Source organism: Curtobacterium sp. BNK-1 (genome assembly GCF_048685235.1).
Classification (GTDB): Bacteria; Pseudomonadota; Gammaproteobacteria; order Enterobacterales; family Enterobacteriaceae; genus Pantoea; species Pantoea agglomerans.
In genome coordinates this window covers 3,890,613-3,915,775 of record NZ_JBLQTJ010000001.1, presented here as the reverse complement: position 1 = coordinate 3,915,775, position 25,163 = coordinate 3,890,613, and the positions used below count along the sequence as shown (strand labels likewise).

The following is a 25,163-nucleotide window of genomic DNA, read 5'->3' as shown; positions in this document are numbered from 1 at the left end:
CCTATTGATATCGATAGTGCAGCGTGCTGCCATCGTTGAGTTCAAGCGTAACCGGCACAATGCTGCTGCCGCCCTGGCCCTGCAACCAGCCCGAAAAAAGTCCGGCCATCACCGCACCAAACGCCGCCTGCCAGTCAGCCGGAGAGTGGATGTTGTCGCCTGCCGGTAAGGCGTGATACGCAATCAGCAGCGCCTTCTCTTCCGGCTGAAGCTGCACAAAGCCCCAGTTAAAACGCGCCAGTTGCAGATTGCACTCGCGCTCCAGATCCTGCACGGTACGCGACTCTGGCAAAGGATAGCGGGTCGCCAGTGATTCCCCCATCTTATAGAGAAAGGCTTCCGCCTCCTGATGACCGGCGTTGGCGATCATCCCGTCAATCAGCACGCTGACCAGGTCAAACCAGCCCGGCTGATACGGATGCGATACCCCCGAATGCTCACTCATTACTTCTCTCCGAACAGGTAACGGACATAGAGCTGCGCGCTGCTTTCGTTGTAGTCACCAAAGGTGTCATAACCCAGCTGGCCGCCAATCGTCACATCTTTATTGAGTTTGTAGTCCGCCCCGGCGTGCAGGTTGTAGCCGATGCCGTTTTTACTGCCGCCGGAGTAGTAAGCGTCTTTCACGCTGCCGCTGGCGGCAAGGGATTCCAGTTCTGACTGCAGGCTGGCATCCGCCGGGAAGTACGCGCTCTTATCCTGACTGTAGGTCTGATAACCGGCTGCACCGCCAATATTCACTTTCAGATCGTCAAACTTGCGTGAGAACTCTATCGGGAACGAGACCGACGCATAGTTCTGCGGGCTGAAGTAGCCGCCCTGACCGTAGCTGAAGTAGCTGAGGTTCTTTGAGAAGTCCATCCACGACAGGCTCATGCCCACTTTCAGCTCGCGATCCTCAGTGTGGAACGGACGGACGTAGGCGCCGGCTGTTGCCTGCAGGTTGTTGTTGCTGGCGACATTCTCGCCGAGATAGCTGTACGCGCCCGCACCAGCATAGAAGCCGGCATCGCCATTGTCGTAGCTTAACAGGGCGTTAGCGCCGTTTTTGGTGACGCGTCCCCAGCGTTTGCCACTGGTTTTATCTTCTGCGCCGACGTAAGAGAGCAGGCTGTCGGTAATCGCGCGGCGCTCACCGGTCAGGATCAGCGTCAGGAAGTCGGTGAGTTTCGGTGACCACTGTACGCCCCCGACCAGAGTACTGAGATCCTGGCCCAGCGGCGTACTGCCGATATCCACTTTATAGCTGTCGCCCTTCAGCGCCAGATTCAGCTCCACGCCCGAAGCGGTTTGCGAATCGGTGGTGGCGTTCGGCAGGTCATTCACCGTTGCACCGCCCGCAGCCACCACCCTGCCCTGACTCAGCGCATTGGTGCCGAAACGGCGCCAGGCATCGGCTGCGCCACTGCCCGCCGTAAGTGAGACCGGCGTGGCGGTAAAGTCGAGGCGCGCCGTTTCAAACGGCACGGTAGAGAAGGTCAGCGGCGCTTTGGCTTCCGTCAGCTTGCTCAGGCCCGACTCGCCATCACGCCCGCGCACCTGCACCATGCCCTGACTCCAGCTGCCGGTTTTTTCCTGCAGCGAATCCATCATGGTGTCGACGTCGTGCAGAATCTGTGACTGTTGAGCAACGGTTTCGCTGCCCGCGGCCGGTTCACTCTGCGTTGTCACGCCAGCGGCAACGCCCGCCGGTGCCGCCTGCCACGGCAGCTCGGTGCCGTAGCTGGATGGTGAACGTCCCACCGGCGAAGTATCACGGTTGATAAACGGATTATCCGCCAGCGCCAGTCCGCCCACGGTCGGCACGCTGCCAGGCTGCGCGCCCTGCAGGCCAATCAGCTGACCGCGCGCTGAACGCAGATAAGTCATCGCCTGAGAATGCTCGCCATTGGCTTCCGCCACCCGCGCCAGCAGCAGCAGACGATCTGGTGTCTGAGTCGTACTGTTAAGGCCGCGACTCAGCTCATTAGCGCGCTGCACATTGTTCTGCGCCAGCGCGACGTTGATGGCCCCGACGCGCGCATCCTGCGTCGGCGTATCCTGGGTCATCAGGTAGTCATAGACCACGCCCGCATCCCGGTTCATCTTGCCGTCCTGGTAGAGACGGGCCATCGCGAACATCAGATCGCGGTTCTGCGGATCCTGCTGCAGTGCACCAATCAGCTTGTCATACGCCACCGCGTACTGACGCTGCTGCCGCAGACGATCCACTTCGTTAATCAGATAGCCATTGCGAATACCAGCCAGCTGCGTCGGCGTACTGCGCGCCTGCAGTTCCGGGTTGCTGAGGAAGCGCTGCGCCTCACTGCCGAGGCCCGCCTGATTCAGTACCGTCATCTGCGCGGCATAATCGCCCGCATTGCCCTGCACGCCACGCTGCAGGTTAGTCCGCACCACCGAAACGGCGCTGGTGAGATCGCCCGCCTGCGCCAGCTTCTGCGCCAGGTTTCCGGCATCAACCGGGTTGGTGGGTGGATTAACCGTGAGCGCCTTCAGGGTATTGGCGGCAGCAGCCGTCGCGCCCTGCGCCAGATACTGGTCGGCCGTGCTCATCTGCAGATTGAAATTAACCCGCTGCGCCAGTTCACGCATCGCCGCCGTCCTCGCGTTAGCGGGAATGCGCGACAGCAACGTGCTGGCCTGCTGCCAGCCGCCGCTTTCGCTGGCGTTAAGTGCCCCTGCATAAAGCTCGCTGGTGCTGGCCCCGTTGCGCATCACCGGCTGCATCACGTTGGCCGCCAGCAGCGTGTCGCCCTGCTGACGGTAGAGCCGGGCTAAATCGAGCCGCAGCCAGCCATCCGTGGGATAGCGCTGAATACCCTGCTGCAGCGTCGCGATGGCAGCGGCGTTGTTACCAGCCGCCAGCTGACGCTTCGCCTGCTGACGCAGCGCATCGGCTTCATTGGCCCGTGGCGTGACGCTCTGGCGAACGCTGTCCGGCAGTGCCCCCAGCAGCGTGTTAGCTTCGGTGCCCCGATTCTGCTGACGCAGAACGTAGAACAGTCCCTCTTTGGCGCTGCGGTTATCCGCATCGCTTTGCAGAATAGTGCGATAGAGTTGCTCCGCCTGCTGCGGCTGATTGGTGCGGCGCAGCACGTCGGCGCGAAACAGTCTGGCAGCCAGCCCTTTTTCGCCGTCAGCCTGCACCAGCGGTTCGCTTAATGTCAGCGCCTGCGCCGTGTCTCCGCTTTTCAATGCCTGCTGGGCGCTGGCCAGCTGTGCATAAAAACGCGCATCGTCAGCCTGCTGCTGACGCGATGAACCCTGATCGCCGCCGAGCTGAGCAGACCGCTGCAGATAATCCGCCGCTTCCTGATAACGTCCGGCTCGCTGGGCCACATAGCCCATGCCCGCTAACGCATCGGCATCCTGCGGATTCGCGCCCAGTACTTTTTCAAAACTGGACTGCGCACCGCCGACGTCACCGCTGTTGAGCGCGCTGAATCCGGCCCCTTTTTCTGCGCCGCCGACGTTTTTACGGTAGTAGTCGATCACCGCCGAATCCTGCGGATGACGCTGCTGCCAGGTCTGATAGAGCGCCGCATCTGACGGCTGCGGACCGAGCCACAGCAGCGCCTGACGCAGTGAGCGGTCGGCATCCTGATTACCGCTCGCCAGCGAACTCAGCACCTCAATGCCTTCGCGACGGGTCGGTTCCTGATAGGTCAGCGCTTTACCCAGCGCCAGCCGCGCGCCGGTGTCCTGCGGATGCTGAGCCGCAAACTGGCGCAGTGCCTCAACCGCCTGCGGCAGCAGCGTACGGTCGCCCGCCATGGTGAGATAATATTCTGCCGCGACGCTGGGTGGTGGCGCATTGCCGCTAAAGGTGTTGCGCCAGGTCTGTAACGCCGCCGGAATATTGCCGCTGCGCGCCTGCTGACGCGCCAGCGCAAGCTGCGCCTGCGGAATGGTCTGCATCTGGCGCGCGTTATCCAGCTCGCCAAGATGCGGATCGTTGGGGGAGACCTGACTCAGACGGGCGCGATACTGCGCCGCCGCCGCAGTGTCGCCACCCTGCTGTGAATAGAGCGCCAGCAGGTAGAGCGCCTGAGTGTTGTTGGGTTCAACCATCAGCACCTTTTGCAGTGAGGCTGTCGCCAGGTCGTCATGCGCTTTCTGATGCCAGTAAGAGGCCTGATCGAACAGCGCCTGCAACGCCGGATTGGCGCTTTCCGCCGCCAGCAGCGGCTGTGACAGGGCCAGCGCACTGCCCAGCAGCAACGCCTTACGGATACCGGCACTTAACAGATTTTTTTTCATTATTATTATCCTTACTTCCTGCCGGAATCACGGTCCTGCTTTGGGTTCAGACGTCGCCAGGCGTGACGCTTCAGCATCACCCAGGCCGCACTGCCCACCAGCGCAGAGAGCAGCATCGCCGCCACTGCCAGCAGCACCGAGTGCTGGTTGGCATACCACACCACCATCATGTACCAGGGCAACTCACCGCTGGGGAACTGCGCGCCGACGCGGAAACTGCGGATACCGTTTTCATCGGTAATAATCGCGGTATCGCCACGAATGCCGGCGTTAATCTGCGCTGAACTCAAATCGTTATGCAGTCGCAACAGCTGATCGTCGCTGGTTGCCACCGTCATCACCACCAGCCGATCGCGGTTCCATGGCGATCGGTAGCTGAGGAAGCCTCGCCACGCTTCGTTGGAGGAGAAGTAACGATCGGCATCCAGCTGCTGACGGCTCCAGTCACCGGTCAGCCAGCCGCGTAATTTTTCCAGCGTGTCAGGCTCTTTCACCCCAAAAGTGCTGCTGGTGGCGTCATAAGGGGAAGCCGCCAGCATCGCCTGATTAAAGGCGCTGTTGCCGGTGGTGCTCACCGCCAGCAGATCGCTCTGCTGTATGCGCGCCAGATGGGTTCCGCCAGTCGGCAGGCCAAACAGTACCTGATTCTGTGTCAGCGCCAGACCGGTGGCTTTGCCAGCCCGCGCCGCCAGATCCAGCAGCGTTGACAGTTCAGCATCGCTGGGCGTTTCCGGCAGCAGCAGTGTGGTCTGGCTGAAATCGGCCAGACGTGAGAACGGGAAAGAGGCACCCACAAAGTAAGAGAGGTTCGGCAGCATGCTGAAGTGACGGGTATGGCTCAGATCGATCCATGAATCCTCTTCAATCCGGCTTTTGATGTTGTTGTTGAGTAACACACCGCAGGGCGCATCAGCCCGCGGTTTGATATTGAAGTAGAGCGCCAGCTGGTTATCGCCATAGATCAGGTAGGGTTCGAGATTAAGCTGATACTGCTCCTGACGCGCATCACCGCCCAGACGGTGCCAGGCGTTCTCCAGCAGGCCGACTTTGTTCACCGTCAGATTGCGCAGGAAAGTGCCGTTGAGCATGACGTTAAGGAAGGAATTATCCTCATCGATCCAGCTTTCAGACGGGAAGCGATAGTGCAGATTGACCGGCACTGTGTTGCCATCCCACAGGAACAAATCAGGCGCGGCGCGGAAGTTAACACGCAGCGCATCATGCCAGATGCCGCTGCTGGTCAGACTCTGATCTTTACGCAGCAGTTCGCTCAGCCGTACCGGGCGGTCAGTGTTAATCCAGCGTGGTGCATCGTAAGGTTTGCGGTTTGCAATAGTCTGTGCGGGGACCTGCAGATGACTCTCATCCGTCGTCAGTGGCTGCGTCGTCAGACGGTTCGCCGCCTGACGCAACTGCTCCTCATTGTTGCCACTGACCAGCAGCAATTTGTAAACCGGATTATTGGGATTATCCACCACCTGCAACATCGGACCGTTACTGGCCGGGAAAGTCAGGGTGCCGATCCGGTCACCAGGATGACCAAACAGGATGCCGTTGTGTTCCGGCAGTTCGCCGCGCACCACCGGGAAACGGATGCCGCGATAATCACTCTGAATGCCGAGCCAGGATGTCACCAGTGCCGCCGCGCTGACAGCATCGGCTGAAACATGACTGGCAAAGCCCACCGTCACGGTGGACGCCGTCATCCGCTGAGGATCCAGGAAGGGACGCGGGAAATTACGCAGGCTGGTGCCGATATTGAGCTTCTGACCCTCAAGGTGCAGCGAGGTGTTCGGCAGAATGGTGACCTGATACTGCTGTGCGCTCTCTCTTTCACACAGCAACTTGTCCGCATCATTGATTTTAAAACTCAGATTGTTCGCCGACACCACCATCGCCGCCGGAATATCCAGCTCATAGTCGCTGACATCGCTGTCCGTCGCACCCAGCGGCAGCGTGCCGAGCGGCTGACCATTCAGCATCAGCTGCAGCGATGTATTGCGTGCCGCCAGCGCAGCTGAGACACGCAGCGTCAGATTAAGTCGCGCATTGGTGATGACTTCATCGCCGGGCAGGGTAAAGGTGATGCCCGACTGAAGCTGGCCGCCGGTCAGCGTGATGCCGCGCGACTGGCCCATCTGGGCCACTGAAATAACACTACTGATCGGCTGATTGATGGCAGCCGCGATCGGCGGCTGCGCTTCTGCAACCGGTGCAGCTACCTGACCTGGCGCGTAGGGCAGCGCACTGGCGGCCGCTTCCAGCGCGGGATCGGCACTGCTCAGGCCCTGCGGCAGGGGTACTGCTGACAGCGCGCTGCTGTCCTGGGTCACCGCGCCGGTGGCGGCCATCGGCGCGGTGGTCTGGGCAGAAGCCGCCGCCTCACCGGTCGATGACGCGGTCTGAGGCGTTGAGGCCGCGTCACCGGTCACTGAAGATGGCTGAGTTTGTGATGTCGCCTCGCTACCTGGGGCGTAAGAGGCGTTCACCGGGGGTGCCATGGCATTCGGTGATGCACTCTGAAGCGCCGATGCCGGTGCAGATTCTGCGGACGGTGTCGCAGATGGCGCATTTGCCGCAGGTGACACTGACGGCATTGCAGACTCTCCACCGCTGACCGGGGCGGCTACCTGGTCTGAACCTGCCGTCTGGGTGGAACCATTATTTATGGGTGCCACAGATGCCGCATCGCTGGCCGGAGCCTGATTTGTCGCGGGTGCACTGACGGTGGCATCGGCAGGCTGCGTGGCGGAAACGGCATCAGACGGCATCGGAGCCGGACTGTTTACCGGCGCACTGGCAGGCTGCGTGCTGGAAGCAGCATCAGGCGGCGTCGGAGCCGGACTGTTTACCGGCGCACTGGCAGGCTGCGCGGTGGAAGCAGCATCAGACGGCGTCGGAGCTGAACTGTTTACCGGCGCAGCACTGCTGTTATCAGTAACAACCGGCGTTTCCGCGCCAGCGGGCGTCAGCCATAACGCTGCGGTCAGTGAACTGACCAGCAAAGTTTGCGTCAGGATCTTCATGCCGCCCCATCCTCTTTCGCCGCCGCAGCAACCGGGTCGACATTTTTACGTTTATCGTGGCGGCCTTTCCAGGTCAGCCAGAACAGCTCAAAGACGGTACGGATAATAGTGCCTAGCGAAATCAGCGGGTTGTCCTGCTTATACTCCGGCTGAATCCAGGCATCAGCACGAGCCAGCACCACACGGACCAGTTCGCGACGACGCGCCAGCGGCATCGCCTCAAAGCGCAGACGGATGCTCTCATCATCGCCGGAAATCTGACTGACCGGGATAGTGATCGCGCCGGATTTCAGCAGCAGATCAATCTCTTCAATCTCATCAGTTTCATGACGTCCATCGGGTGCATCAAGCTGCGCGCCGCCCATCGAAAGGTTGCTGGTCTGGGTGCGCGATGAAATGCCGCTGGCGTAATGAATAATCGCCGGGATTTGCACTTCAACACGGATGGTTTTACGCACCTGCTTGGTTTCGCGCGCCACGGCAATCGCCGCCATCAGAATGATCAGGCTGAAGATCGCCCAGCCGACGTTGAGCGCGATAACGTAAGGATCGACGCCAAAATAGTCATGCATCACGGCGCGCACCACGCCGGCTACAATGCCAATGCCCAGCAGCAGCGCCACAATCACATGCGGACGCACAATGTGGAAATCGAAGAAGCCCTGATCCAGCACGCCGCCTTTATCGGTCACGTTAAACTTGCCATGTTTTGGCGACAGCAGGGTCAGAATGGTCGGGATCACCAGATGGAAGCACATCACCGTCTCATAAATTTCACCCCAGAAGGTGTAACGGAAACGGCCATTCATCCGTGAGTTAACGTAGAGCGACATCACCAGATGGGGCAGCACATAGGCAAAGATCAGCGAGGCCGATGAGTGAATAATATTCAGGTTAAACAGCAGGTAAGCCAGCGGTGCGGTCAGGAAGGCAACGCGTGGCAGGCCAAACTGGAAATGCAGCATGGCGTTGAGATAGCAAAGACGCTGCTGCCACTTCAGGCCACGGCCAAACAGCGGGTTATCGACGCGGAAAATCTGTGTCATGCCACGCGCCCAGCGGGTACGCTGAATGATATGCAGGCCCAGACGTTCTGTTGCCAGACCGGCAGCCAGCGGGATCGACAAAAAGGCTGAGCCCCAGCCCAGTCGCTGCATTTTCAGGGCGGTGTGTGCATCTTCGGTCACGGTTTCAACGGCAAAACCGCCAATCTCTTCCAGCGCTGAACGACGGATAACCGCACAGGAGCCACAGAAGAAAGTGGCATTCCAGTTATCGTTACCCTGCTGCACCGGGCCATAAAACAGCGAGCCTTCGTTTGGAATGCTGCGTGCGGCGCGCAGGTTACGCTCAAAGGGATCGGGAGAATAGAAGTAGTGCGGCGTCTGTAGCAGCGCCAGCTTTGGATCTTTCAGGAACGGTCCGACCGTCGCCTGCAGGAAGGTGCGCGTCGCCACGTGGTCGCAGTCGAAGATGCAAATCAGCTCACCTTTGGTGATTTTCATCGCATGGTTGAGGTTCCCGGCTTTGGCATGTTTGTTGTCGTCACGGGTGATATAACCCACGCCGACATCCGCCGCAAAGCGGGCAAACTCGCTGCGCTTGCCATCATCCAGCAGATAGACCCTGATTTTGTCACGCGGGTAGTCGATACACTGCGCCGCGAGTACGGTGTCGCGCACCACATCAAGACTTTCATTGTAGGAAGGCACATAAATATCGACCGTCGGCCACAGGCTGGTGTCGTCCGGTAAGGGTTCAATCGTGCGTTTTAATGGCCAGGTGGTTTGCAGGAAGCCAAGAATTAAGATCAGCCAGACGTACAGCTCCGCCAGATATAAGCCAATGCCTAAGATAGCTTCAACTTCGGAATTAAAGTGCAGCGTCTCGGTGGTCCGCCACCAGATATAGCGGCTGGACATCAGCGCAGAGAGAACCACCATCACCACCGTTATTTTGCGGCTCTTGCTGAAACCCAATAAAAACATCATGCCGATGCTGATCAGACCAAAAATATACTGTTTCTGGCTGTCCATTGGCGTAATGATGATCACCGCCGCAACGGGTGCAAGCACCAGCAGCAGCAGGTAAAACCCGATTTTACTCATGATTCACCCTGAGAAGAGCTGTGTAAGTCAGTCGCCTGGCGGAAGCCGACTAAAAGTGGTTTGTGCGGATGGGAGCCTGAACTTCGCCATTACCCACGGTGATATTCAGAATGCTGCTGACCCTTTTCGCGATCAGTTCAATATCAAATGCCGCTGCGGAGGCGGGACTGAAATCGTAAACAGACTGCTGCGAAGCATTGGCTTCACCCACACTTTCATCGCGGTGAACCACGCCCAGTAAATTATCGCCCAGGCGCTGCTGCATAAACGCGGTGACATCGCGATTGATATTCCGGCGGTTGTCACACTGGTTAAGGATGAAATAGTGACCTTGCTTGTTATTGAGCGGCTTACCGATCATCCGGTTCTCTTCAATCTGCGGTAATAACGATACTGATGCGGTATCGGCTAACATCACCACTAAATGCATATCGGCCAGCGCCGTCATTGCTTTAAGGGCGGGGCCTGGGCCAGGCGGGAAATCAGCCACGATCACCAGACCGGGATAATTGAGCACCGTATCCAGACCGCGCTTAATAAAGTGGGGATCTTTCATCAGGTTCTCTTCGAACCGTTCGCGCTGCGGCTCCGTGACGTCGCCATAGGGCAGCACAAAGATATTGCCGCCGGTGGTAAGAATCGACTGGCTCCAGTCCGCCTGCTCTTCTGAGCGCGCCACAAATCCGCGGCCATCATGAAGCGGCACGCCAAAGTGAAGACGCATTGCATTCTGCACATCAAAATCAATCGCCAGAACTTTGCTACCGGAACGCGCCAGACTCCAGGCCAGATTCGCCGCCAGCGTGGTTTTCCCCACGCCCCCCTTCGGCGAGCACACACAAACTAATGGCATAGCGCAATCTTCTCCAGTAACGGTTTGAGTAAGGTTTCTTTCGGCAGATTAATCTCGCGCGAGCGGAACAGCGCACCAAATCGCCCTGGCTCAGAATGGGTGGCGGTGGGTGCGACGACGGGCTGAAGCTCCGCCACGGTGGCAGGCCGGACCGGCTCAGCACGCAGCATGGTCGCAGGCTCAGCCACGGCCACTTTTTGCAGTGGCGGCGGTGGCGGAAAGAGTGATGAAGGACCGCGTGCAGTCGTGCTGGTTGCTGGCAGGTTACTGCCTGACAGGCTATCGAGAATCGAGGTGCGAGCTGCCATTGCCGGTTGCGCAGTGAGTGCGGCATGTCGTGCCGGTGCCCCAGGCGGTGGAGCCGTAAACTCATCACCACGCAGCGGCTGAGGTTGCGGCAGGTCAATACGCTCGCCGCCGCCAAACGGTGTCTGATGTTCTTCTTTCGCCAGCTGGCGAATCAATGCCCATTTACTGTGTTCCGCCGCTTCCTGCGTCTGGCCAGACATATCTTTAAAGTCGATGTCGAGCGTTTGCGTTTTCTCTTTAAAACGCTGCAAATCATCGTAATTATTCTTCATTGGCCATGGCCTGCAACAAGGTGGGAATTTTCCTGGAATATAACACATCCCTTTAATATCAGTCAGAAAAGCCTGATTACAAAAAAAGCAATTTCAATCAAATTGTTTAATCATAAAGATTCAATAGTGGCGGAAGAAAGCCTTTTCTGAGTCATTACTGCTGATAATTAATAAGTAATACTTAAGTTAAATTCATTAGCACTGTTTTAATAATTTTTCAGAAAATACCGCTCTTACAACCTCTGGCACTGCCAGGCTGACTCCTGTAAACAGCGTTTCAAAGAGTGTTCAGGCTGCCGCAGGCGCAAAACAATCGCATTTCTGCCATAAGTGATTGAGGCTATTTATCTTTTTTCACTGCAAATATCGCCAGAAGGAAAACAGGTTAAGACTGATAACGGAAAAAGAGGAGGGATAACCAGGAAGTGCTCGCTGACCTGCGAGCAGTGCGGCTTGCAGCTGAGTTGAGATAAAAAAAGGCTTCAGAAAGGAGCCTTCGGCTGGGGAGTTAAGATCGCGAACAGGCTCAGAGGGCATACGCCTTACGCAAAGACGCAAAAGACGCCATCCCTGGCAGGCTCAGCGCGGGCGATTACGCCCCTCATCCCTGAGGGGCGCCCGTAGCCGGGCCAACGCGTTGCGTTGTTCAAAAACGCTCCCGGCGTTTTTGTCCGGGGGGCGCAATGTTTTGCTACAGGCCTGTGCTCCCATCGCTTTCAATTTTGTGCGGTCTGTAAACACCAGAATGCGCTGCCAATCCTCAGCTGACCTTTTCTGCCACGCCGACCGGTTGATTCTCATCCTGATCAACCGCGAAGCAGGCAATCTCCTGTCCGCCATAGTTTTTCAGCTTCGGCTGCAGCTGCACGCAGGTGCCAAAACGTCGGTGGCAGCGCGCATTAAAGGCGCAGCCCGGCGGCGGATTAAGCGGGCTGGGCAGCTCGCCGGTCAGCTTAATGCGCTCACGACGGTCGTCAGGATTAAGCCGCGGCGTCGCTGACAGCAAAGCCTGAGTATAAGGATGGCGCGGGTTGGCAAAAATCGCCTCTTTGCTGCCCTTCTCAACGCACCGGCCGAGATACATCACCATCACCTCATCGGCAATGTGTTCCACCACCGACAAATCGTGCGAGATAAAGACATACGAAAGCCCCATATCCTGCTGCAGATCCATCATCAGGTTAAGCACCTGGGCACGCACCGACACGTCGAGCGCCGAAACCGGCTCATCGGCAATCAGGACGTCCGGATCGAGCATCAGCCCACGTGCGATGGCGATACGCTGACGCTGCCCGCCTGAGAACATGTGCGGGTAGCGGTCGTAGTGCTCGGTTTTCAGGCCGACTTTTGCCATCATCTCCAGCGTCTTCTCGCGGCGTTCCGCGCGGGTCAGCTGGGTATTAATCACCAGCGGCTCTTCCAGAATCTGGCTTACTTTTTTACGTGGATTGAGTGAGCCGTACGGGTTCTGGAACACGATCTGGATTTTCTGGCGACGCAGCTTCTGCGCCTGGGGATCATGTTTCAGCAGATCCTGACCGTGCCAGTAAAGCTGCCCTTCGGTCGGGGTTTCAATCATCGTCAGCAGGCGGCCCAGCGTGGATTTACCACAGCCTGACTCGCCTACCACCGCCAGCGTTTTGCCGCGTTCCAGATTAAAAGAGACGCCATCCAGCGCTTTGACCAGACGCTCCTGACCAAACAGCCCCTTCTTCACCGGGTAGTGCTTCTTCAGATCAATCGCCTGCAGCAGGAACTGATCTTTAGTGGTTTCATGACTCATAAGTTGGTCTCCCGGCATCGTCCAGCGGATAGTGACACTTGGACTGGCGTCCTGGAATGGTGCGCAGTTCAGGTTCTTCCTGACGACAAAGGTCAGTCGCATAGGGACAGCGTGGATTAAGCAGACAGCCAATCGGGCGGTCATACTTGCCCGGTACCACGCCAGGCAGCGAGGCCAGGCGTGCTTTATCGGCCGCGAACTCCGGCAGCGCACGCAGCAGCGCCTGCGTATAAGGATGGCGCGGCGCCTTAAAGATATCGGTCGCTTTCCCGCTCTCCACCACCTGACCGGCATACATCACGATAATGTGGTGCGCCGCTTCTGCCACTAACGCCAGATCGTGAGTAATCAGGATCAGCGCCATGTTCTCCTGCCGCTGCAACTCCAGCAGCAGTTCGATGATCTGCGCCTGAATAGTCACGTCGAGCGCCGTGGTCGGCTCATCGGCGATTAACAGCTTAGGCCGACAGGCGATCGCCATGGCAATCATCACACGCTGGCTCATGCCGCCCGACAGCTGGTGCGGATAGACATCGAGCCGTGACGCGGGATCGGGAATACCAACCTGATTCAGCAGGTCGATCGCCCGCTGACGCCGGGTGCGTTTATTGCCGCCCTGATGCACCTTGATCGCTTCCATGATCTGGAAACCTACGGTGTAGCAGGGATTCAGGCTGGTCATCGGGTCCTGAAAAATCATCGCCACTTCGGCGCCCACCAGCTGGCGGCGCTCACGTTCGGAGATGTTCTGCAGGTCGCGCTGGTTGAACTCCAGCTTCTCAGCCATCACCTTGCCGGGGAAATCGATCAGCCCCATGATCGCCAGGGAACTCACCGATTTACCAGAGCCGGACTCGCCCACGATACCCACGACCTGGCCCTGCTCAACCTGATAACTGATGCGGTCAACCGCGCGGAACGGTGCTTTATCGTCGCCGAAATGCACCGATAGTTTGTCTACATTTAATAACGCCATCTCGGTGCCTCTTTACTGCTTGAGTTTCGGGTCGAGTGCATCACGCAAACCATCGCCCATCAGGTTAAATGCCAGCACGGTAAGCAGAATGACCAATCCAGGGAAGGTCACTACCCACCAGGCACTTTGCGCATACTGCAGGACGTCGGAGAGCATCGTACCCCACTCCGGCGTTGGCGGTTGCGCACCCATACCGAGAAAGCCCAGCGCCGCCATATCGAGAATGGCGTTGGAGAAACCTAATGAAGCCTGCACGATCAATGGTGCAAGGCAGTTAGGCAGAATATTCACAAACATCTGGCGCAGCATACCGGCACCGGCCACGCCGGAGGCGGTCACATAGTCGCGGTTCACTTCCACCAGCACCGCCGCGCGGGTCAGACGGATATAGTGCGGCAGCGCCACAAAGGTCAGCGCGATAGAGGCGTTAACGATCGAGGGGCCAAAGATGGCGACCAGTACCAGCGCCAGCAGCAGGCTGGGCAGCGCCAGCATGATATCGACGACACGCATGATGATGGCATCGACCACGCCGCCGAGATAACCGGCCAGCAGGCCAAATATCACGCCGAAAATCAGTGACAGCACCACCACCAGGCAGCCAACCAGCAGCGACAGCCGCGCGCCGTACATCAGACGCGACAGCACATCGCGGCCTACATCGTCGGTGCCCAGAATGTAGCTCCAGCTGCCGCCTTCCTGCCAGACCGGCGGATGCAGCAGCGCATCGCGGAACTGCTCAGCAGGGGCATGCGGGGCCAGCACATCGGCAAAAATGGCACACAGCAACACAATGATGATGTAGACCAGGCCCACAACGGCGCCCTTGTTACGTTTAAAGTAGTGCCAGAATTCCTGAAACGGGGTCATCGGCTTGGGTGCAACGGTAACGCTGCCGGGATCAACAACAGACATGATGCCCCCTTATTTCTTATGACGTATGCGCGGGTTAACCACGCCATACAGCAGGTCAACCAGCAGGTTGACCACAATAATCAGTACTGCCGTCAGCAGCACACCGCCCTGCACCACCGGATAGTCACGGCGCTGCAGCGCTTCAATCAGCCAGCGACCCAGGCCCGGCCACGAGAAGATGGTTTCGGTCAGAATCGCTCCAGCCAGCAAGGTGCCGACCTGCAGGCCGATCACCGTAACCACCGGCAGCATGGCGTTTCGCAGCGCATGCACCACGATGACGCGCATGCGCGTCAGGCCTTTGGCACGCGCAGTACGGATGTAATCTTCACCCAGCACTTCGAGCATCGCCGATCGCGTCATTCGCACAATCACCGCCAGCGGAATGGTGCCGAGCACGATGGCAGGCAGAATCATGTGCATCACCGCATCGTGGAAGTCGCCCGGCTCACCCCAGAAGAAGGTATCGATCAGCATAAAGCCGGTCAGCGGCATGGTGTCATCCAGGAAGACGGTGTCGCCGACCCGCCCGGAAACCGGTGTCAGGTTGAGCTGTACCGAGACCAGCATGATCAGCATGATGCCCCACCAGAAGATCGGCATGGAGTAGCCGGTCAGTGAGATCCCCACGGCGGTGTGATCGAAAATCGACCCCCGCTTCACGGCGGCCATGACCCCAACCGGGATACCAATGGCCACGGCAAATATCATGGCGCAGAAGCCGAGTTCCAGCGTCGCTTTGAAGCGCGGAACAAACTCATCCCAGACCGGGATGCGGCTCTTGAGTGAAATGCCCAGGTCGCCATGTAATACGCCGTTAATGTAGTTCAGGTACTGTTTCCACAGCGGCTGATCCAGACCTAACAGCGCCATTAACTGTGCATGGCGTTCAGGAGAAATACCGCGTTCGCCCGCCATGATCAGTACCGGATCGCCGGGGATCATGTGAACAAATGCGAAGGTGAGTAATGTAATACCGATAAACGTTGGGATGACAAGGCCCAGACGTCGGAGTATGAACTGCAGCATAATCCGGGTTCTCTCTTGTCCGCGCGACCGTCGCCGCGAGGGTAGTTATTGCTTACATCTGACGATCGGGTAGGCCCGACCGCGACGCAGACAGGCTGCGCCTCTACCGTTTCCAGTAAAACAGGGAGATAAAGCCGGGGCGACGCGCAGCCGCCCCGGAAAAGGCGACAATTATTCTTTAATGTCTACCTGAGCAAAGTAGTGTCCGCCCAGCGGATCGACTTTGTACCCGGAGACTTTCTTGCTGACCGGTTCGTATACCGTTGAGTGCGCGATCATCAGCGCCGGTGCCTGGTCATGCATCACAACCTGTGCCTGCTTGTAGTACTCGATGCGCTTCGCCTGATCGGCGGTGGCGCGAGCTGGCTGAATCTGATCCTCAAAGGATTTATCACACCAGCGCGAGTAGTTAGAGCCATCTTTTGCCGCTGAACAGCTGAACAGGGTGGCCAGGAAGTTATCCGGATCCCCATTGTCGCCGGTCCAGCCCATCATGACGGTCTGGTGCTCGCCTGCTTTGGCGCGCTTCAGATATTCGCCCCACTCGTAGGTGACGATTTTGGCTTTGACGCCAATCTTCGCCCAGTCGCTCTGAATCATCTCAGCCATGCGGCGCGCATTCGGGTTGTAAGGACGCTGAACCGGCATCGCCCACAGGTCGATTGAGAAGCCGTCTGCCATACCCGCTTCTTTCAGCAGCGCTTTGGCTTTCTCAGGATCGTAGGCGTAGTCTTTCACGTCGTCGTTATAGCCCCACATCGTTGGTGGGATCAGGTTTTTAGCAGGCTGACCTGCACCCTGATAAACGGCTTCGATAATCGCCTTTTTGTTGACCGCCATGGTCAGTGCCTGACGCACTTTCAGGTTATCCAGCGGTTTTTTCTCAACGTTGTACGACAGATAGCCGACGTTCAGGCCAGCCTGCTCATACAGGTTGATGTTTTTGTCCTGCTTCATACGCGCGATGTCAGCCGGGTTTGGATAGGGCATGACCTGACATTCGCCCTTCTGCAGCTTGGCGTAACGCACTGAAGCATCCGGGGTAATGGAGAAGACTAAGCGATCGATTTTCGGCTTGGTGCCCCAGTAATCCGGGTTAGCTTTGTAAAGGATGCGCGAATCTTTCTGGTACTGCAGCAGCTGGAACGGACCGGTACCGACCGGGTTCAGGTCGACGTTTTGCGGGGTGCCCGCTTTCAGCATGTTGTCAGCGTACTCTTTCGACAGAATCGAGGCGAAGTCCATGCCGAGGTCTGCAAGGAACGGCGATTCAGGACGCGTCAGCACAAAGCGCACGGTGTTCTCGTCCACTTTTTCAATTTTGCTGATCAGCTTCGGCATGTCCATGCCTTCGAAATATTCGTAGCTGCCGCCGGAGACGCCGTGATAGGCGTTGTTTTTATCCAGCTGGCGCTCAAAGGTGAACACCACATCATCCGCATTGAAGTCGCGCGTCGGTTTGAAATCTTTGGTGGTCTGCCACTTCACGCCTTTGCGCAGGTGGAAGGTGTAAGTTTTACCGTCTTCACTGACATCCCACTTCTCTGCCAGCGCAGCGTGCAGTTCGGTGGTGCCGATAGTGAACTCAACCAGTCGGTTGTAGATCTGACGTGAGCTGGCATCGTAGGTGGTGCCCGAGGTGAACAACTGCGGGTTAAAGCCTTCCGGAGAACCTTCAGAACAGTAGACCAGGGTTTTTGCCTGAACACCGGCGGCGACAGTCATAGCAATCAGGCTCAGACCGACCTTCAGCATCCCGGATTTAGCCAGGGAGTTGATCATGCTTTTGCTCCATTGTGATGTGATGTTGTGTGTATTGCCCGACCTCTGATTTTTTTATGCGGTTCAGGCGTACCACCGAACAGGTGGTTAAAGCACGCTACGTTTTTTTTGTTTTTTCTTATGCAGATGGTGCATTCAGAAAATTCCGTAACTGTGCGTTTATTGACGCATCAATTTGTCAACAGTTGCAAAGAACGTCAATACAACGGTTACTTATTTACACAGAGTGTGAGGGATAGCATGCAACGGTAATAAAAACCCTTTCGGCCTAAAAGCCATACAATGCACAGCGCTGCTGGTCTGATTTCCGTGCATTGTGCTGGATGGTTGTTCTATCGCTAGTGATTCTCACCGCTAAAAAACTTAAAACTTTTACCGGCAAATGTTGAATAACTGAACGATTCACCGTGCGTTATGACGTTCATCCAGCGGAATATGCTGGTAAAGAAGCATAAGAAATCAGCATGTTGCCGCTTTCGGTCATAAGAAGAATGTGTCGCGAATTATGATCGCATCTCTTATATGGCAAGGCCTGCCAGCGGGTAAGTGATGATAACAACGGCTGGTAAACGGAATGCGCGGTGGATGGGGTTTACTGGAACTTTCTGGAAGGTGACAGCTGAGGTTTGGATCTGTCAGCCGTCTGAGGCTCCCAAATAAGTACCTGATGCGTCTGCCAGACGTGAAGCGAAGGGAGCATACGCCTGTAGCAAAGCATCGCGCCGCCCGGATAAAAACGCCGGGAGCGTTTTTGAACAACGCAAAGCGTTGGCCCGGCTACGGGCTCACCTCAGGGATGAGGTGCGTAATCGCCTGCGTTGAGCCTGCCAGGGATGGCGTTTTTGCGTCTTTGCGGAAGGCGTATGCTCCCTGAAGCCCACTCAGCGGTAATAATGTGAATGCTTAGCGGTCAGATCGAGACTGCTTCGGGAACACGGTCAGATCGGAAAGGCGCTTAAACCATCCATGGACGCTCGGCCCACGCCGTCCATGGCGTGGGACGCTTTCCTCCTCTGCCCCTGTTCCCTTCGCCTTAAGATTGTTGATTGCTGTCAGCGTCACTCTGGTTTGGATCTGTCAGCTGTCTGAGATGCTTCTGTAAGTACCTGATGCGTCTGCCAGACGTATGCTCCCTGAAGCCCGCTCAACGGTAAATCCGTACCTTTCATCCACTTTTCTTCAGACGAAAAAAAACCTGTCTTTTCAGACAGGTTTCTTAAATATGGTCGGCGAGAGAGGATTCGAACCTCCGACCCACTGGTCCCAAACCAGTTGCGCTACCAAGCTGCGCTACTCGCCGATGGGGGCGCATGTTACTGCTACCCCCGATCAGCGTCAACCGCTTTTTATGCTTTTGCCGCCAATCGCCTGGAAAGCACGCGGTTACCGGGAATCAGCCGCCTGCTTTACACTTTTCGACCACTATTACAGCGGTTTAGCCTGACCATTACCCGGTGCCTGACACCAGTTGTTGGCCGGGTTAATGCCGCCATCTGGCGAGGTGTAACCCAGACAGCCCAGGATGGTATCGAACAACTCAACGTGGCGATGGGTCCGGCCCACACGCTGCTGCGCCTGCAGACGCTCAAAGTTGCTGCGGTTCTGACTGTCTTCCAGATACTTATCTGACGCCCAGACCATCATCGGCACCCGGAACTGCTCAGGCGGAGCCATCTCACGCGGCGTGCCGTGCAGATGCATATTCTCGCTAATCGACTCACCATGGTCGGCGGCATAGAAGACAATCGCCTTCTTATCACGCAGCTGATCCAGCACGCTATCCAGCATGCTATCGACATACAGCACCGAGTTGTCATAAGCGTTGATCAACTGCGCTTTGCTGCAGGTCTCATCCACGCCCATACACTCCGGCTGATATTTCGCGAAGCTGCGCGGATAACGCTGTGAATAGAGGTAGTGCGAACCTTTGGTGTGCAACACAATCAGATGCTTACCTTTCGGGAAACGATCCAGTGACGCTTTCATCTCCGGCACCAGCAGCATGTCATCCACCGCTTTGCCCTGATTACGCTTCTCTGAACCGATCTGCTCACGGAAGGCAAAATTGTTGGCATTGATGTTGTCGTAGAACCAGACTTCGCTCTGCATCGCAAATAGCTCAGAGGTGAAGCCCAGCTCTTTCATCACCGCAAACACATTCTGCTCTTTCAGCGTACGCCCCGGATTATCCATAGTGCCGCCTTCGCGCACGAACATGCAGCGCAGTGACAACTTAGTCGCGGTATCACAGGACTCGCCCCGGAACGCCACCAGGTTCTTCTCTTTCGACAGCTTTGGCGTCGTGTCACGCTCATAACCCAGCATCCCCATGTGATCCCAGCGCGTGGTTTCGCCAATCACAAACACCACATAGGTGTCGTCCAGCCCGGCAGGCGCGACGTAGGTAAACTTCTTCGCCGGATCCAGCAGTTCCTGGCTGTTCAGCGACTCATCCACACGGGTCCAGGCAAACAGGCCCACAGCCGCCAGCCAGTTCGAAGGAAGATAAGAGTGCGCCACCACACCGCCGTAACTCGGCAGATCGATGTTGGTGATCTCTTCGTTATGCTTCTGCAGCTTGTCGAAAAAACGAATCGGCAGCCAGACCAGTGCCACGCAGAGCAGCATGATCAGGGTGGGTTTCAGGCGCTGTCCCGGCGTACGCAGCTGTTCATTCAGCGTCATGCTCAGCTTATTGCGCCAGATCATCAGCAGTGGCAGCGCGCTGACCAGCACCATCCACAGGATGAAATGGTAACCAATCACCTCTTTAGAGAGATCGGTGTCAGTCGTCATCACCGAAGCCACAATGCCGTAGCCGATCACCACGTTAAAAAACGCCATGTAATAGGCGGCGGCAACCGAAATCAGCACAATCAGCGTGGCCAGCACGCGATAAAACCACTTTCCTCCCAGCGACAGCAGACGCATCAGGAAGAAAGTCAGCACCACAATGGCCACTACCTCGGTGACGGCAGTCAGCCAGTTCGTAACCGTAGAGTGCCTGAGAAAACCGTCAAAACGACGATAGAAAATCGGCAAATTCAATAAGATACCGAGATAGAGCGCCAGCAAGAGCGATAACTTCTGCTGAGTCAGGGTTTTAATGTAATTCATGAAAAAAGGTGTTTCTCCGGTGTGAAGCGCTTGACCAAATCTTTTATGTGACTGCCGAAACGCGGCAGAGTTCGCTGAATAAGCGGACCGGACAAGATGAAGGAAAATTCTGAACGGATTTACAGGCTATAACGCGAGGTGGCTCAGTAAAACATGGTCGCGTTTGATAGACCAGAAAATAATCGTTGTCGACCTGATTAGCACATTTTTTGTACACATCGAACAGGAACGGCCGGGTGGGCTGTTGCAGACAGCAGCAGGAGAGTGAAAATGACAGAGGAAAAAAAGTGCGGGCCTGATAATTTCAGGCCCGCAGCACGCTTAGCGAATAATGTTCAGCGTGACATCGATGTTGTTGCGGGTGGCGTTTGAGTAAGGACAAACGATGTGTGCCGCATCAACCAGCTTCTGCGCTTCTGCTTCATCCATCTCTGGCAGATGAATGTTCAGGGTCGCTTCAATACCAAAACCATCAGGGATAGGGCCGATACCCACTTCACCTTCGATCCAGGCGTCTTTTGGCATGGTGATTTTGTCACGGCCTGCCACAAACTTCATCGCGCCCAGGAAGCAGGCAGAATAGCCCGCAGCAAACAGCTGCTCCGGGTTAGTCACTTCGCCGCCTGCACCGCCCATCTCTTTTGGCACGCCCAGTTTCACGTCCAGTACACCGTCAGAAGAGGTTGCACGACCATCACGACCACCGGTTGCTTTGGCTTTGGCGCGGTAAACCACTTGTTCTAAAGACATGACATTTCTCCATTACGCTATTTAATCGCCCACTACTTATACAGCCGTAATCAGGCGGTGAGGTTTAACGGGTGCCGCGCACCCGTCAGCAATATTTATCGTGACTTATTCAGGTTATCTCGCAACCCATCCAGCTGTAATTTCAGCGCCAGCAAAGCGTCATCATCACAGGCTGTGGCACACTTGACCGCTTCAGGAATGGCTTCAGCCCTGGCCCGTAACGCCTGCCCGGCTTCGGTCAGCGTCACCGCAACCTGGCGTTCATCCTGACGGGTTCGCTGCCGGTTAATCAGGCCTGCACTTTCCAGTCGCTTCAGAAGTGGCGTTAATGTTGCCGAGTCTAAAAAAAGCTGCTCGCCAATCTCTGACACCGTGACATCATCTTTCTGCCACAACACCAGCATGACCAGATATTGAGGATAGGTGATGTCGAGCTGGCTCAGCAACTGACGATAGACTTTATTCATCGCCAGGTTGGCAGAATAAAGCGCAAAGCAGAGGTGCTGATCGACCAACAGTGGCATCGTTTTCACTTTTTTGTCATCTTGATCACAGTTCATGGTTAATAATATAGATAGCGCGCTAGATAATTGCAAGCAAACTTTTTGTCAGGGGGAAAGGCATGCAGGATTTACTGGAAGAACAGGCGCGTCGCTTCGCCACCGAGGCACATGCCAGTGCCGGTCAGCGCCGCAAATATACCGATGAGCCTTATATTGTTCATCCGGCAGCGGTGGTGGAACTGGTGCGCAGCGTCAGCCATGACGACGCGTTGTTAGCGGCAGCCTGGCTGCACGATACCGTGGAAGATACCGCAACCACACAGAGCGATATCGAAACCCACTTTGGTACGCGCGTGGCAAGCCTGGTAGAGATGCTGACCAACAGCGCACCCGCTGGGGCAAAAAATCGCACGGCCCGTAAACTGGCGCACTTCCGCCATACAGCCAGCGCCAGTCCTGAGGCACAAACCATCAAACTGGCTGACATCATCGATAACACACGCGCGATTGTGCGTTTCGATCCCGACTTTGCGCGGGTCTACCTGGTTGAAAAGCAGATACAGATTGAGTTGCTGAAGCAGGGAGATGCGCAGTTATGGCAGCAGGCTTCAATGATTATTGAAAGCGGACTCGCACAGTTGCGGGAGCCGCCCTATAGCGTGCCGGAGAGCTGGTTTGCCAGACAGGCGGCTAAATACAGCGAATTATGCTAATAAAAAACCCGCCAGCGGCGGGTTCTTTTCGTGATATCAGTTTATTCAAGCAACTGCCGTCCCAGATAGGGATTGGCATGTAATAACTTCATCAATTTCTGCGCCGTCGCGGAAGGACGGGTACGCCGGGCTTCCCAGCTTTTCACGGAAGAAACGCTCACGCCCATTACTTTTGCAAACTCATCAACCTGCATGCCGGTCATTTCACGCAGACGCTGCGGCTCTGGCTGGGCGGGTTGCTGACGCTGAATAAGTAACTCGGCGGCACGATCATCACGTGTCAAAACAATCTGCTCAAGGCTGCTGAGCAATTCAAACATCGGGTCTTTTAATTCCATAGAGAACTCCTTAAAAACTCGCTATGAAGCACGTGAAAGTAGAGAGGTACGAGCCTGAAGTCAGGACTCTGAAACCGGGCCTGTTTCAGGCTGGATCCCGCAAGGGTTTATTTTTGTTATGAGAGAAACCATTACGGGACACAGCCTGCGGTGCACTGCTTTAAAGATGTCAGGTCAATGCAACAAATGCCGGGAGACTAAGTATGGATAGAGACCTGACTATTTGCCGCGCAATTTATAATTATTTTTTTAACTATGGTTTGCCGGAAAAGTTCCAGCACCCCTAACCCGCTGAGGCAGTTGAGTTTTGTGCCTTCGGTGTGGGCAAAAAAATCAAATGGTGTTTGCTATTTATGTGGATGCCATCAAGCTTTTTGCTGGCATATTCTCATTTCTGTGAGGCAATACACCTCTTCAGGTAGTGAGTGCAAAATATACGCCAATGGTTTACTTCCTGAACACATATATTCACTGTTCTTATTAAATTAAGAATAGTCCTGGTTAGGGCCTGAGGCCTGGCGCGCGGCGGCTCACAGTGCAGAGCGGGTAAATCTTTTATTCTTAACGGCGCTCTGTCGCCAGATTAATCAACAGTCATCTTAACGAAACGGCTGACGCCTCATGCCGGTGCAGTTACCCGGCAACTATCGACCTGATGCGCGGTAAAAGTGCAGCCCCGTGATAACGCACTGACGACAGGCCAAACCTATACCTGACCTCTGTAAGGAAAAGCGATGCGTGAAACAGATTTTAACGTCGGATACCCTTCTCATCGTGTACCGATGATGGGTCGTAATGCCGTCGCAACCTCTCAACCGCTGGCGGCGCAGGCGGGTTTACGGATGCTGCAACAGGGTGGAAACGCCGTGGATGCGGCTATCGCCACCGCCATCGCCTTAACCGTGCTGGAGCCAACCGGAAACGGCATCGGCAGCGATGCGTTTGCCATTGTCTGGGATGGCAGCGAGCTGCATGGGTTAAACGCCTCAGGCCGATCGCCAGCCGCCTGGCATCCCGAACGCTTTGCCGATTTTAGTGCGATGCCTGAAACCGGCTGGGAATCCGTCACCGTGCCAGGGGCCGTCTCGGCATGGGTCACACTGGCACAGCGCTTTGGCACCTTACCGCTGACCACCCTCGCACAACCGGCAATTGACTATGCGCTCGACGGTTTTCCGGTTTCACCGCTGATTGGTCAGCTGTGGCAGCGCGGCTATGACAAGCTGCGGGATCAACCTGGCTTTAGCGACTGCTTTGCGCCGCAGGGTCGTCCGCCCCGTGCTGGCGAGCTGTTCCGCAATCCGGCTCAGGCCCGCACCTTGCAGGAAATCGCTGAGACTCAGGGCGAAAGCTTTTACCGCGGCGCACTGGCGCAGAAGATGACAGCCTTCGCCCGTGAGCATGGCGCAGCCCTGACGCTGGAGGATTTGAAAAACCATCGTGCCGACTGGGTTACCCTGCTGTCGCGTCCGTTTGCCGGAGGATCGGTGCAGGAGCTGCCGCCGAATGGTCAGGGCATTGCGACCTTAATTGCACTTGGCATTCTGGAAGAGTGGGAAATCAACCGCTATGCACCGGATTCGCCGCAGTGGCTGCATCTCTCCATCGAGGCGATGAAACTGGCGCTGGTTGATCTGGACCGTTATGTCACCGATGAAGATCACCTCGAATTTCCGGCGGAACACCTGCTCAGCAACGACTATATCCGCCAGCGGGCAGCGTTAGTTGATCCTGACAAGGCGGGAGATTTCCGCTTTGGATCACCTCAGCAAAGCGGCACAGTGTATGTCGCCGCCGGTGATGCCAGCGGCATGATGGTCTCATTCATTCAGTCTAACTACATGGGATTTGGCTCCGGCGTGGTGGTACCCGATACCGGCATCAGCCTGCAGAACCGGGGCGCGGGCTTTTCACTCGATCCAGACCATCCCAACGTCGTGGCGGGCGGTAAGCGGCCGTTTCATACCATTATCCCGGCCTTTGCGCGGGATCAGCAGGGCCAGCCGCTGATGGCGTTTGGCGTGATGGGCGGCCCGATGCAGGCGCAGGGACACCTCCAGCTGGCGCTGCGCATTATGCTGCACCAGCAGAATCCGCAGGCCGCGATTGATGCGCCGCGCTGGCGCGTGGTGCAGGGACGCGAGGTGGTGTTTGAATCAACCCTCGATCGCAATACCCTGAGCACACTGCGCCGTATGGGCCACAACGTGGTACTGGAAGATCCCCTGAGTAATTACAATTTTGGTGGCGCGCAGGCGATAGTGCGCGATCCGCAGGGCTTCTACATTGCGGCCAGTGAGAGTCGCAAAGATGGTCAGGCGGTGGTGTTTTAAGGTCGCGGCAGTGAGTGTCAGGCTGCTCAACCGCTCCTTCATCTCTGCGCGCTGAAGCCTGCAATGGCAGGGAATGCAGCACGCCGTGAGGCGCAG

General features: G+C 56.6%; 17 protein-coding genes and 1 tRNA gene. 2 read left to right on the top strand and 16 right to left on the bottom strand.

The window, feature by feature from the left end:
* Position 1: 1 nt before the first annotated feature.
* The 15 genes from bcsD to ACMGGP_RS18405 all read right to left on the bottom strand — a co-directional run bounded on the left by bcsD (position 2) and on the right by ACMGGP_RS18405 (position 21,704).
* Positions 2 to 445: a cellulose biosynthesis protein BcsD gene (gene bcsD / locus ACMGGP_RS18475; RefSeq protein WP_022624841.1), complete on the bottom strand. Its 444-nt coding sequence runs from the start codon at positions 443 to 445 to the stop codon at positions 2 to 4.
* Entirely contained in the window at positions 445 to 4,260 is a 3,816-nt protein-coding gene (locus tag ACMGGP_RS18470; protein WP_498798695.1) for a cellulose biosynthesis protein BcsC, read from the bottom strand. The genes bcsD and ACMGGP_RS18470 overlap by 1 nt, the downstream gene beginning before the upstream one ends.
* Before the next feature lie 11 nt (positions 4,261 to 4,271).
* Positions 4,272 to 7,286, bottom strand: coding sequence for a cellulose biosynthesis cyclic di-GMP-binding regulatory protein BcsB (bcsB, locus tag ACMGGP_RS18465; protein WP_498798694.1), 3,015 nt, complete (start codon positions 7,284 to 7,286; stop codon positions 4,272 to 4,274).
* Entirely contained in the window at positions 7,283 to 9,394 is a 2,112-nt protein-coding gene (gene bcsA, locus ACMGGP_RS18460) for a UDP-forming cellulose synthase catalytic subunit (RefSeq protein ID WP_010671648.1), read from the bottom strand. The genes bcsB and bcsA overlap by 4 nt, the downstream gene beginning before the upstream one ends.
* 49 nt (positions 9,395 to 9,443) lie before the next feature.
* Positions 9,444 to 10,247 carry a cellulose biosynthesis protein BcsQ gene (bcsQ, locus tag ACMGGP_RS18455; RefSeq protein ID WP_033780835.1) on the bottom strand — a complete coding sequence of 268 codons (804 nt, stop codon included), beginning with the start codon at positions 10,245 to 10,247 and terminating at the stop codon, positions 9,444 to 9,446.
* On the bottom strand, positions 10,238 to 10,828 hold the full coding sequence (gene bcsO / locus ACMGGP_RS18450; protein ID WP_045140905.1) for a cellulose biosynthesis protein BcsO: 591 nt from the start codon (positions 10,826 to 10,828) through the stop codon (positions 10,238 to 10,240). Before bcsO ends, bcsQ begins: the two co-directional genes overlap by 10 nt.
* Before the next feature lie 760 nt (positions 10,829 to 11,588).
* Positions 11,589 to 12,611 (bottom strand): dipeptide ABC transporter ATP-binding subunit DppF, encoded by a 1,023-nt coding sequence (gene dppF / locus ACMGGP_RS18445; protein ID WP_010671644.1) that lies wholly within the window; start codon positions 12,609 to 12,611, stop codon positions 11,589 to 11,591.
* Positions 12,601 to 13,587 carry a dipeptide ABC transporter ATP-binding protein gene (gene dppD / locus ACMGGP_RS18440; RefSeq protein WP_010257423.1) on the bottom strand — a complete coding sequence of 329 codons (987 nt, stop codon included), beginning with the start codon at positions 13,585 to 13,587 and terminating at the stop codon, positions 12,601 to 12,603. Before dppD ends, dppF begins: the two co-directional genes overlap by 11 nt.
* A gap of 12 nt (positions 13,588 to 13,599) precedes the next feature.
* On the bottom strand, positions 13,600 to 14,502 hold the full coding sequence (gene dppC / locus ACMGGP_RS18435; protein WP_010671643.1) for a dipeptide ABC transporter permease DppC: 903 nt from the start codon (positions 14,500 to 14,502) through the stop codon (positions 13,600 to 13,602).
* Positions 14,503 to 14,511: 9 nt separating this feature from the next.
* Entirely contained in the window at positions 14,512 to 15,531 is a 1,020-nt protein-coding gene (dppB, locus tag ACMGGP_RS18430; RefSeq protein ID WP_022624833.1) for a dipeptide ABC transporter permease DppB, read from the bottom strand.
* Between the two features lie 171 nt (positions 15,532 to 15,702).
* On the bottom strand, positions 15,703 to 17,313 hold the full coding sequence (gene dppA / locus ACMGGP_RS18425; RefSeq protein WP_031590340.1) for a dipeptide ABC transporter periplasmic-binding protein DppA: 1,611 nt from the start codon (positions 17,311 to 17,313) through the stop codon (positions 15,703 to 15,705).
* 1,223 nt (positions 17,314 to 18,536) lie between these two features.
* Positions 18,537 to 18,613, bottom strand: a tRNA-Pro gene (locus ACMGGP_RS18420).
* A gap of 125 nt (positions 18,614 to 18,738) precedes the next feature.
* Positions 18,739 to 20,430, bottom strand: a complete 1,692-nt coding sequence (gene eptB / locus ACMGGP_RS18415; RefSeq protein ID WP_010257429.1) for a kdo(2)-lipid A phosphoethanolamine 7''-transferase — start codon at positions 20,428 to 20,430, stop codon at positions 18,739 to 18,741.
* 321 nt (positions 20,431 to 20,751) lie between these two features.
* Positions 20,752 to 21,180: an organic hydroperoxide resistance protein gene (locus ACMGGP_RS18410; RefSeq protein ID WP_010257431.1), complete on the bottom strand. Its 429-nt coding sequence runs from the start codon at positions 21,178 to 21,180 to the stop codon at positions 20,752 to 20,754.
* Between the two features lie 95 nt (positions 21,181 to 21,275).
* Positions 21,276 to 21,704, bottom strand: a complete 429-nt coding sequence (locus tag ACMGGP_RS18405; RefSeq protein ID WP_250489460.1) for a MarR family winged helix-turn-helix transcriptional regulator — start codon at positions 21,702 to 21,704, stop codon at positions 21,276 to 21,278.
* A 98-nt stretch (positions 21,705 to 21,802) separates the two neighbouring features.
* On the opposite strand from ACMGGP_RS18405, the gene ACMGGP_RS18400 reads away from it, so the two are divergent.
* Entirely contained in the window at positions 21,803 to 22,396 is a 594-nt protein-coding gene (locus ACMGGP_RS18400; protein WP_498798693.1) for an HD domain-containing protein, read from the top strand.
* Between the two features lie 41 nt (positions 22,397 to 22,437).
* Here ACMGGP_RS18400 and ACMGGP_RS18395 read toward each other — a convergent pair whose 3' ends face one another.
* A complete protein-coding gene (locus ACMGGP_RS18395) occupies positions 22,438 to 22,734 on the bottom strand; it encodes an HTH-type transcriptional regulator (protein ID WP_010257438.1) in 297 nt (98 codons plus the stop codon).
* A gap of 734 nt (positions 22,735 to 23,468) precedes the next feature.
* Here ACMGGP_RS18395 and ACMGGP_RS18390 point away from each other — a divergent pair.
* On the top strand, positions 23,469 to 25,067 hold the full coding sequence (locus ACMGGP_RS18390; RefSeq protein ID WP_498798692.1) for a gamma-glutamyltransferase family protein: 1,599 nt from the start codon (positions 23,469 to 23,471) through the stop codon (positions 25,065 to 25,067).
* The last annotated feature ends 96 nt before the right edge of the window (positions 25,068 to 25,163 follow it).

Bases quoted from the DNA above. Each gene is read 5' to 3' on its own strand.
- ACMGGP_RS18395 (WP_010257438.1), bottom strand. From the start codon at position 22,734: ATGGAATTAAAAGACCCGATGTTTGAATTGCTCAGCAGCCTTGAGCAG.
- ACMGGP_RS18470 (WP_498798695.1), bottom strand. From the start codon at position 4,260: ATGAAAAAAAATCTGTTAAGTGCCGGTATCCGTAAGGCGTTGCTGCTG.
- dppC (WP_010671643.1), bottom strand. From the start codon at position 14,502: ATGTCTGTTGTTGATCCCGGCAGCGTTACCGTTGCACCCAAGCCGATG.
- dppF (WP_010671644.1), bottom strand. From the start codon at position 12,611: ATGAGTCATGAAACCACTAAAGATCAGTTCCTGCTGCAGGCGATTGAT.
- ACMGGP_RS18410 (WP_010257431.1), bottom strand. From the start codon at position 21,180: ATGTCTTTAGAACAAGTGGTTTACCGCGCCAAAGCCAAAGCAACCGGT.
- bcsD (WP_022624841.1), bottom strand. From the start codon at position 445: ATGAGTGAGCATTCGGGGGTATCGCATCCGTATCAGCCGGGCTGGTTT.
- bcsA (WP_010671648.1), bottom strand. From the start codon at position 9,394: ATGAGTAAAATCGGGTTTTACCTGCTGCTGCTGGTGCTTGCACCCGTT.
- bcsO (WP_045140905.1), bottom strand. From the start codon at position 10,828: ATGAAGAATAATTACGATGATTTGCAGCGTTTTAAAGAGAAAACGCAA.
- eptB (WP_010257429.1), bottom strand. From the start codon at position 20,430: ATGAATTACATTAAAACCCTGACTCAGCAGAAGTTATCGCTCTTGCTG.
- bcsQ (WP_033780835.1), bottom strand. From the start codon at position 10,247: ATGCCATTAGTTTGTGTGTGCTCGCCGAAGGGGGGCGTGGGGAAAACC.
- dppA (WP_031590340.1), bottom strand. From the start codon at position 17,313: ATGATCAACTCCCTGGCTAAATCCGGGATGCTGAAGGTCGGTCTGAGC.
- bcsB (WP_498798694.1), bottom strand. From the start codon at position 7,286: ATGAAGATCCTGACGCAAACTTTGCTGGTCAGTTCACTGACCGCAGCG.
- dppB (WP_022624833.1), bottom strand. From the start codon at position 15,531: ATGCTGCAGTTCATACTCCGACGTCTGGGCCTTGTCATCCCAACGTTT.
- ACMGGP_RS18405 (WP_250489460.1), bottom strand. From the start codon at position 21,704: ATGCCACTGTTGGTCGATCAGCACCTCTGCTTTGCGCTTTATTCTGCC.
- dppD (WP_010257423.1), bottom strand. From the start codon at position 13,587: ATGGCGTTATTAAATGTAGACAAACTATCGGTGCATTTCGGCGACGAT.
- ACMGGP_RS18390 (WP_498798692.1), top strand. From the start codon at position 23,469: ATGCGTGAAACAGATTTTAACGTCGGATACCCTTCTCATCGTGTACCG.
- ACMGGP_RS18400 (WP_498798693.1), top strand. From the start codon at position 21,803: ATGCAGGATTTACTGGAAGAACAGGCGCGTCGCTTCGCCACCGAGGCA.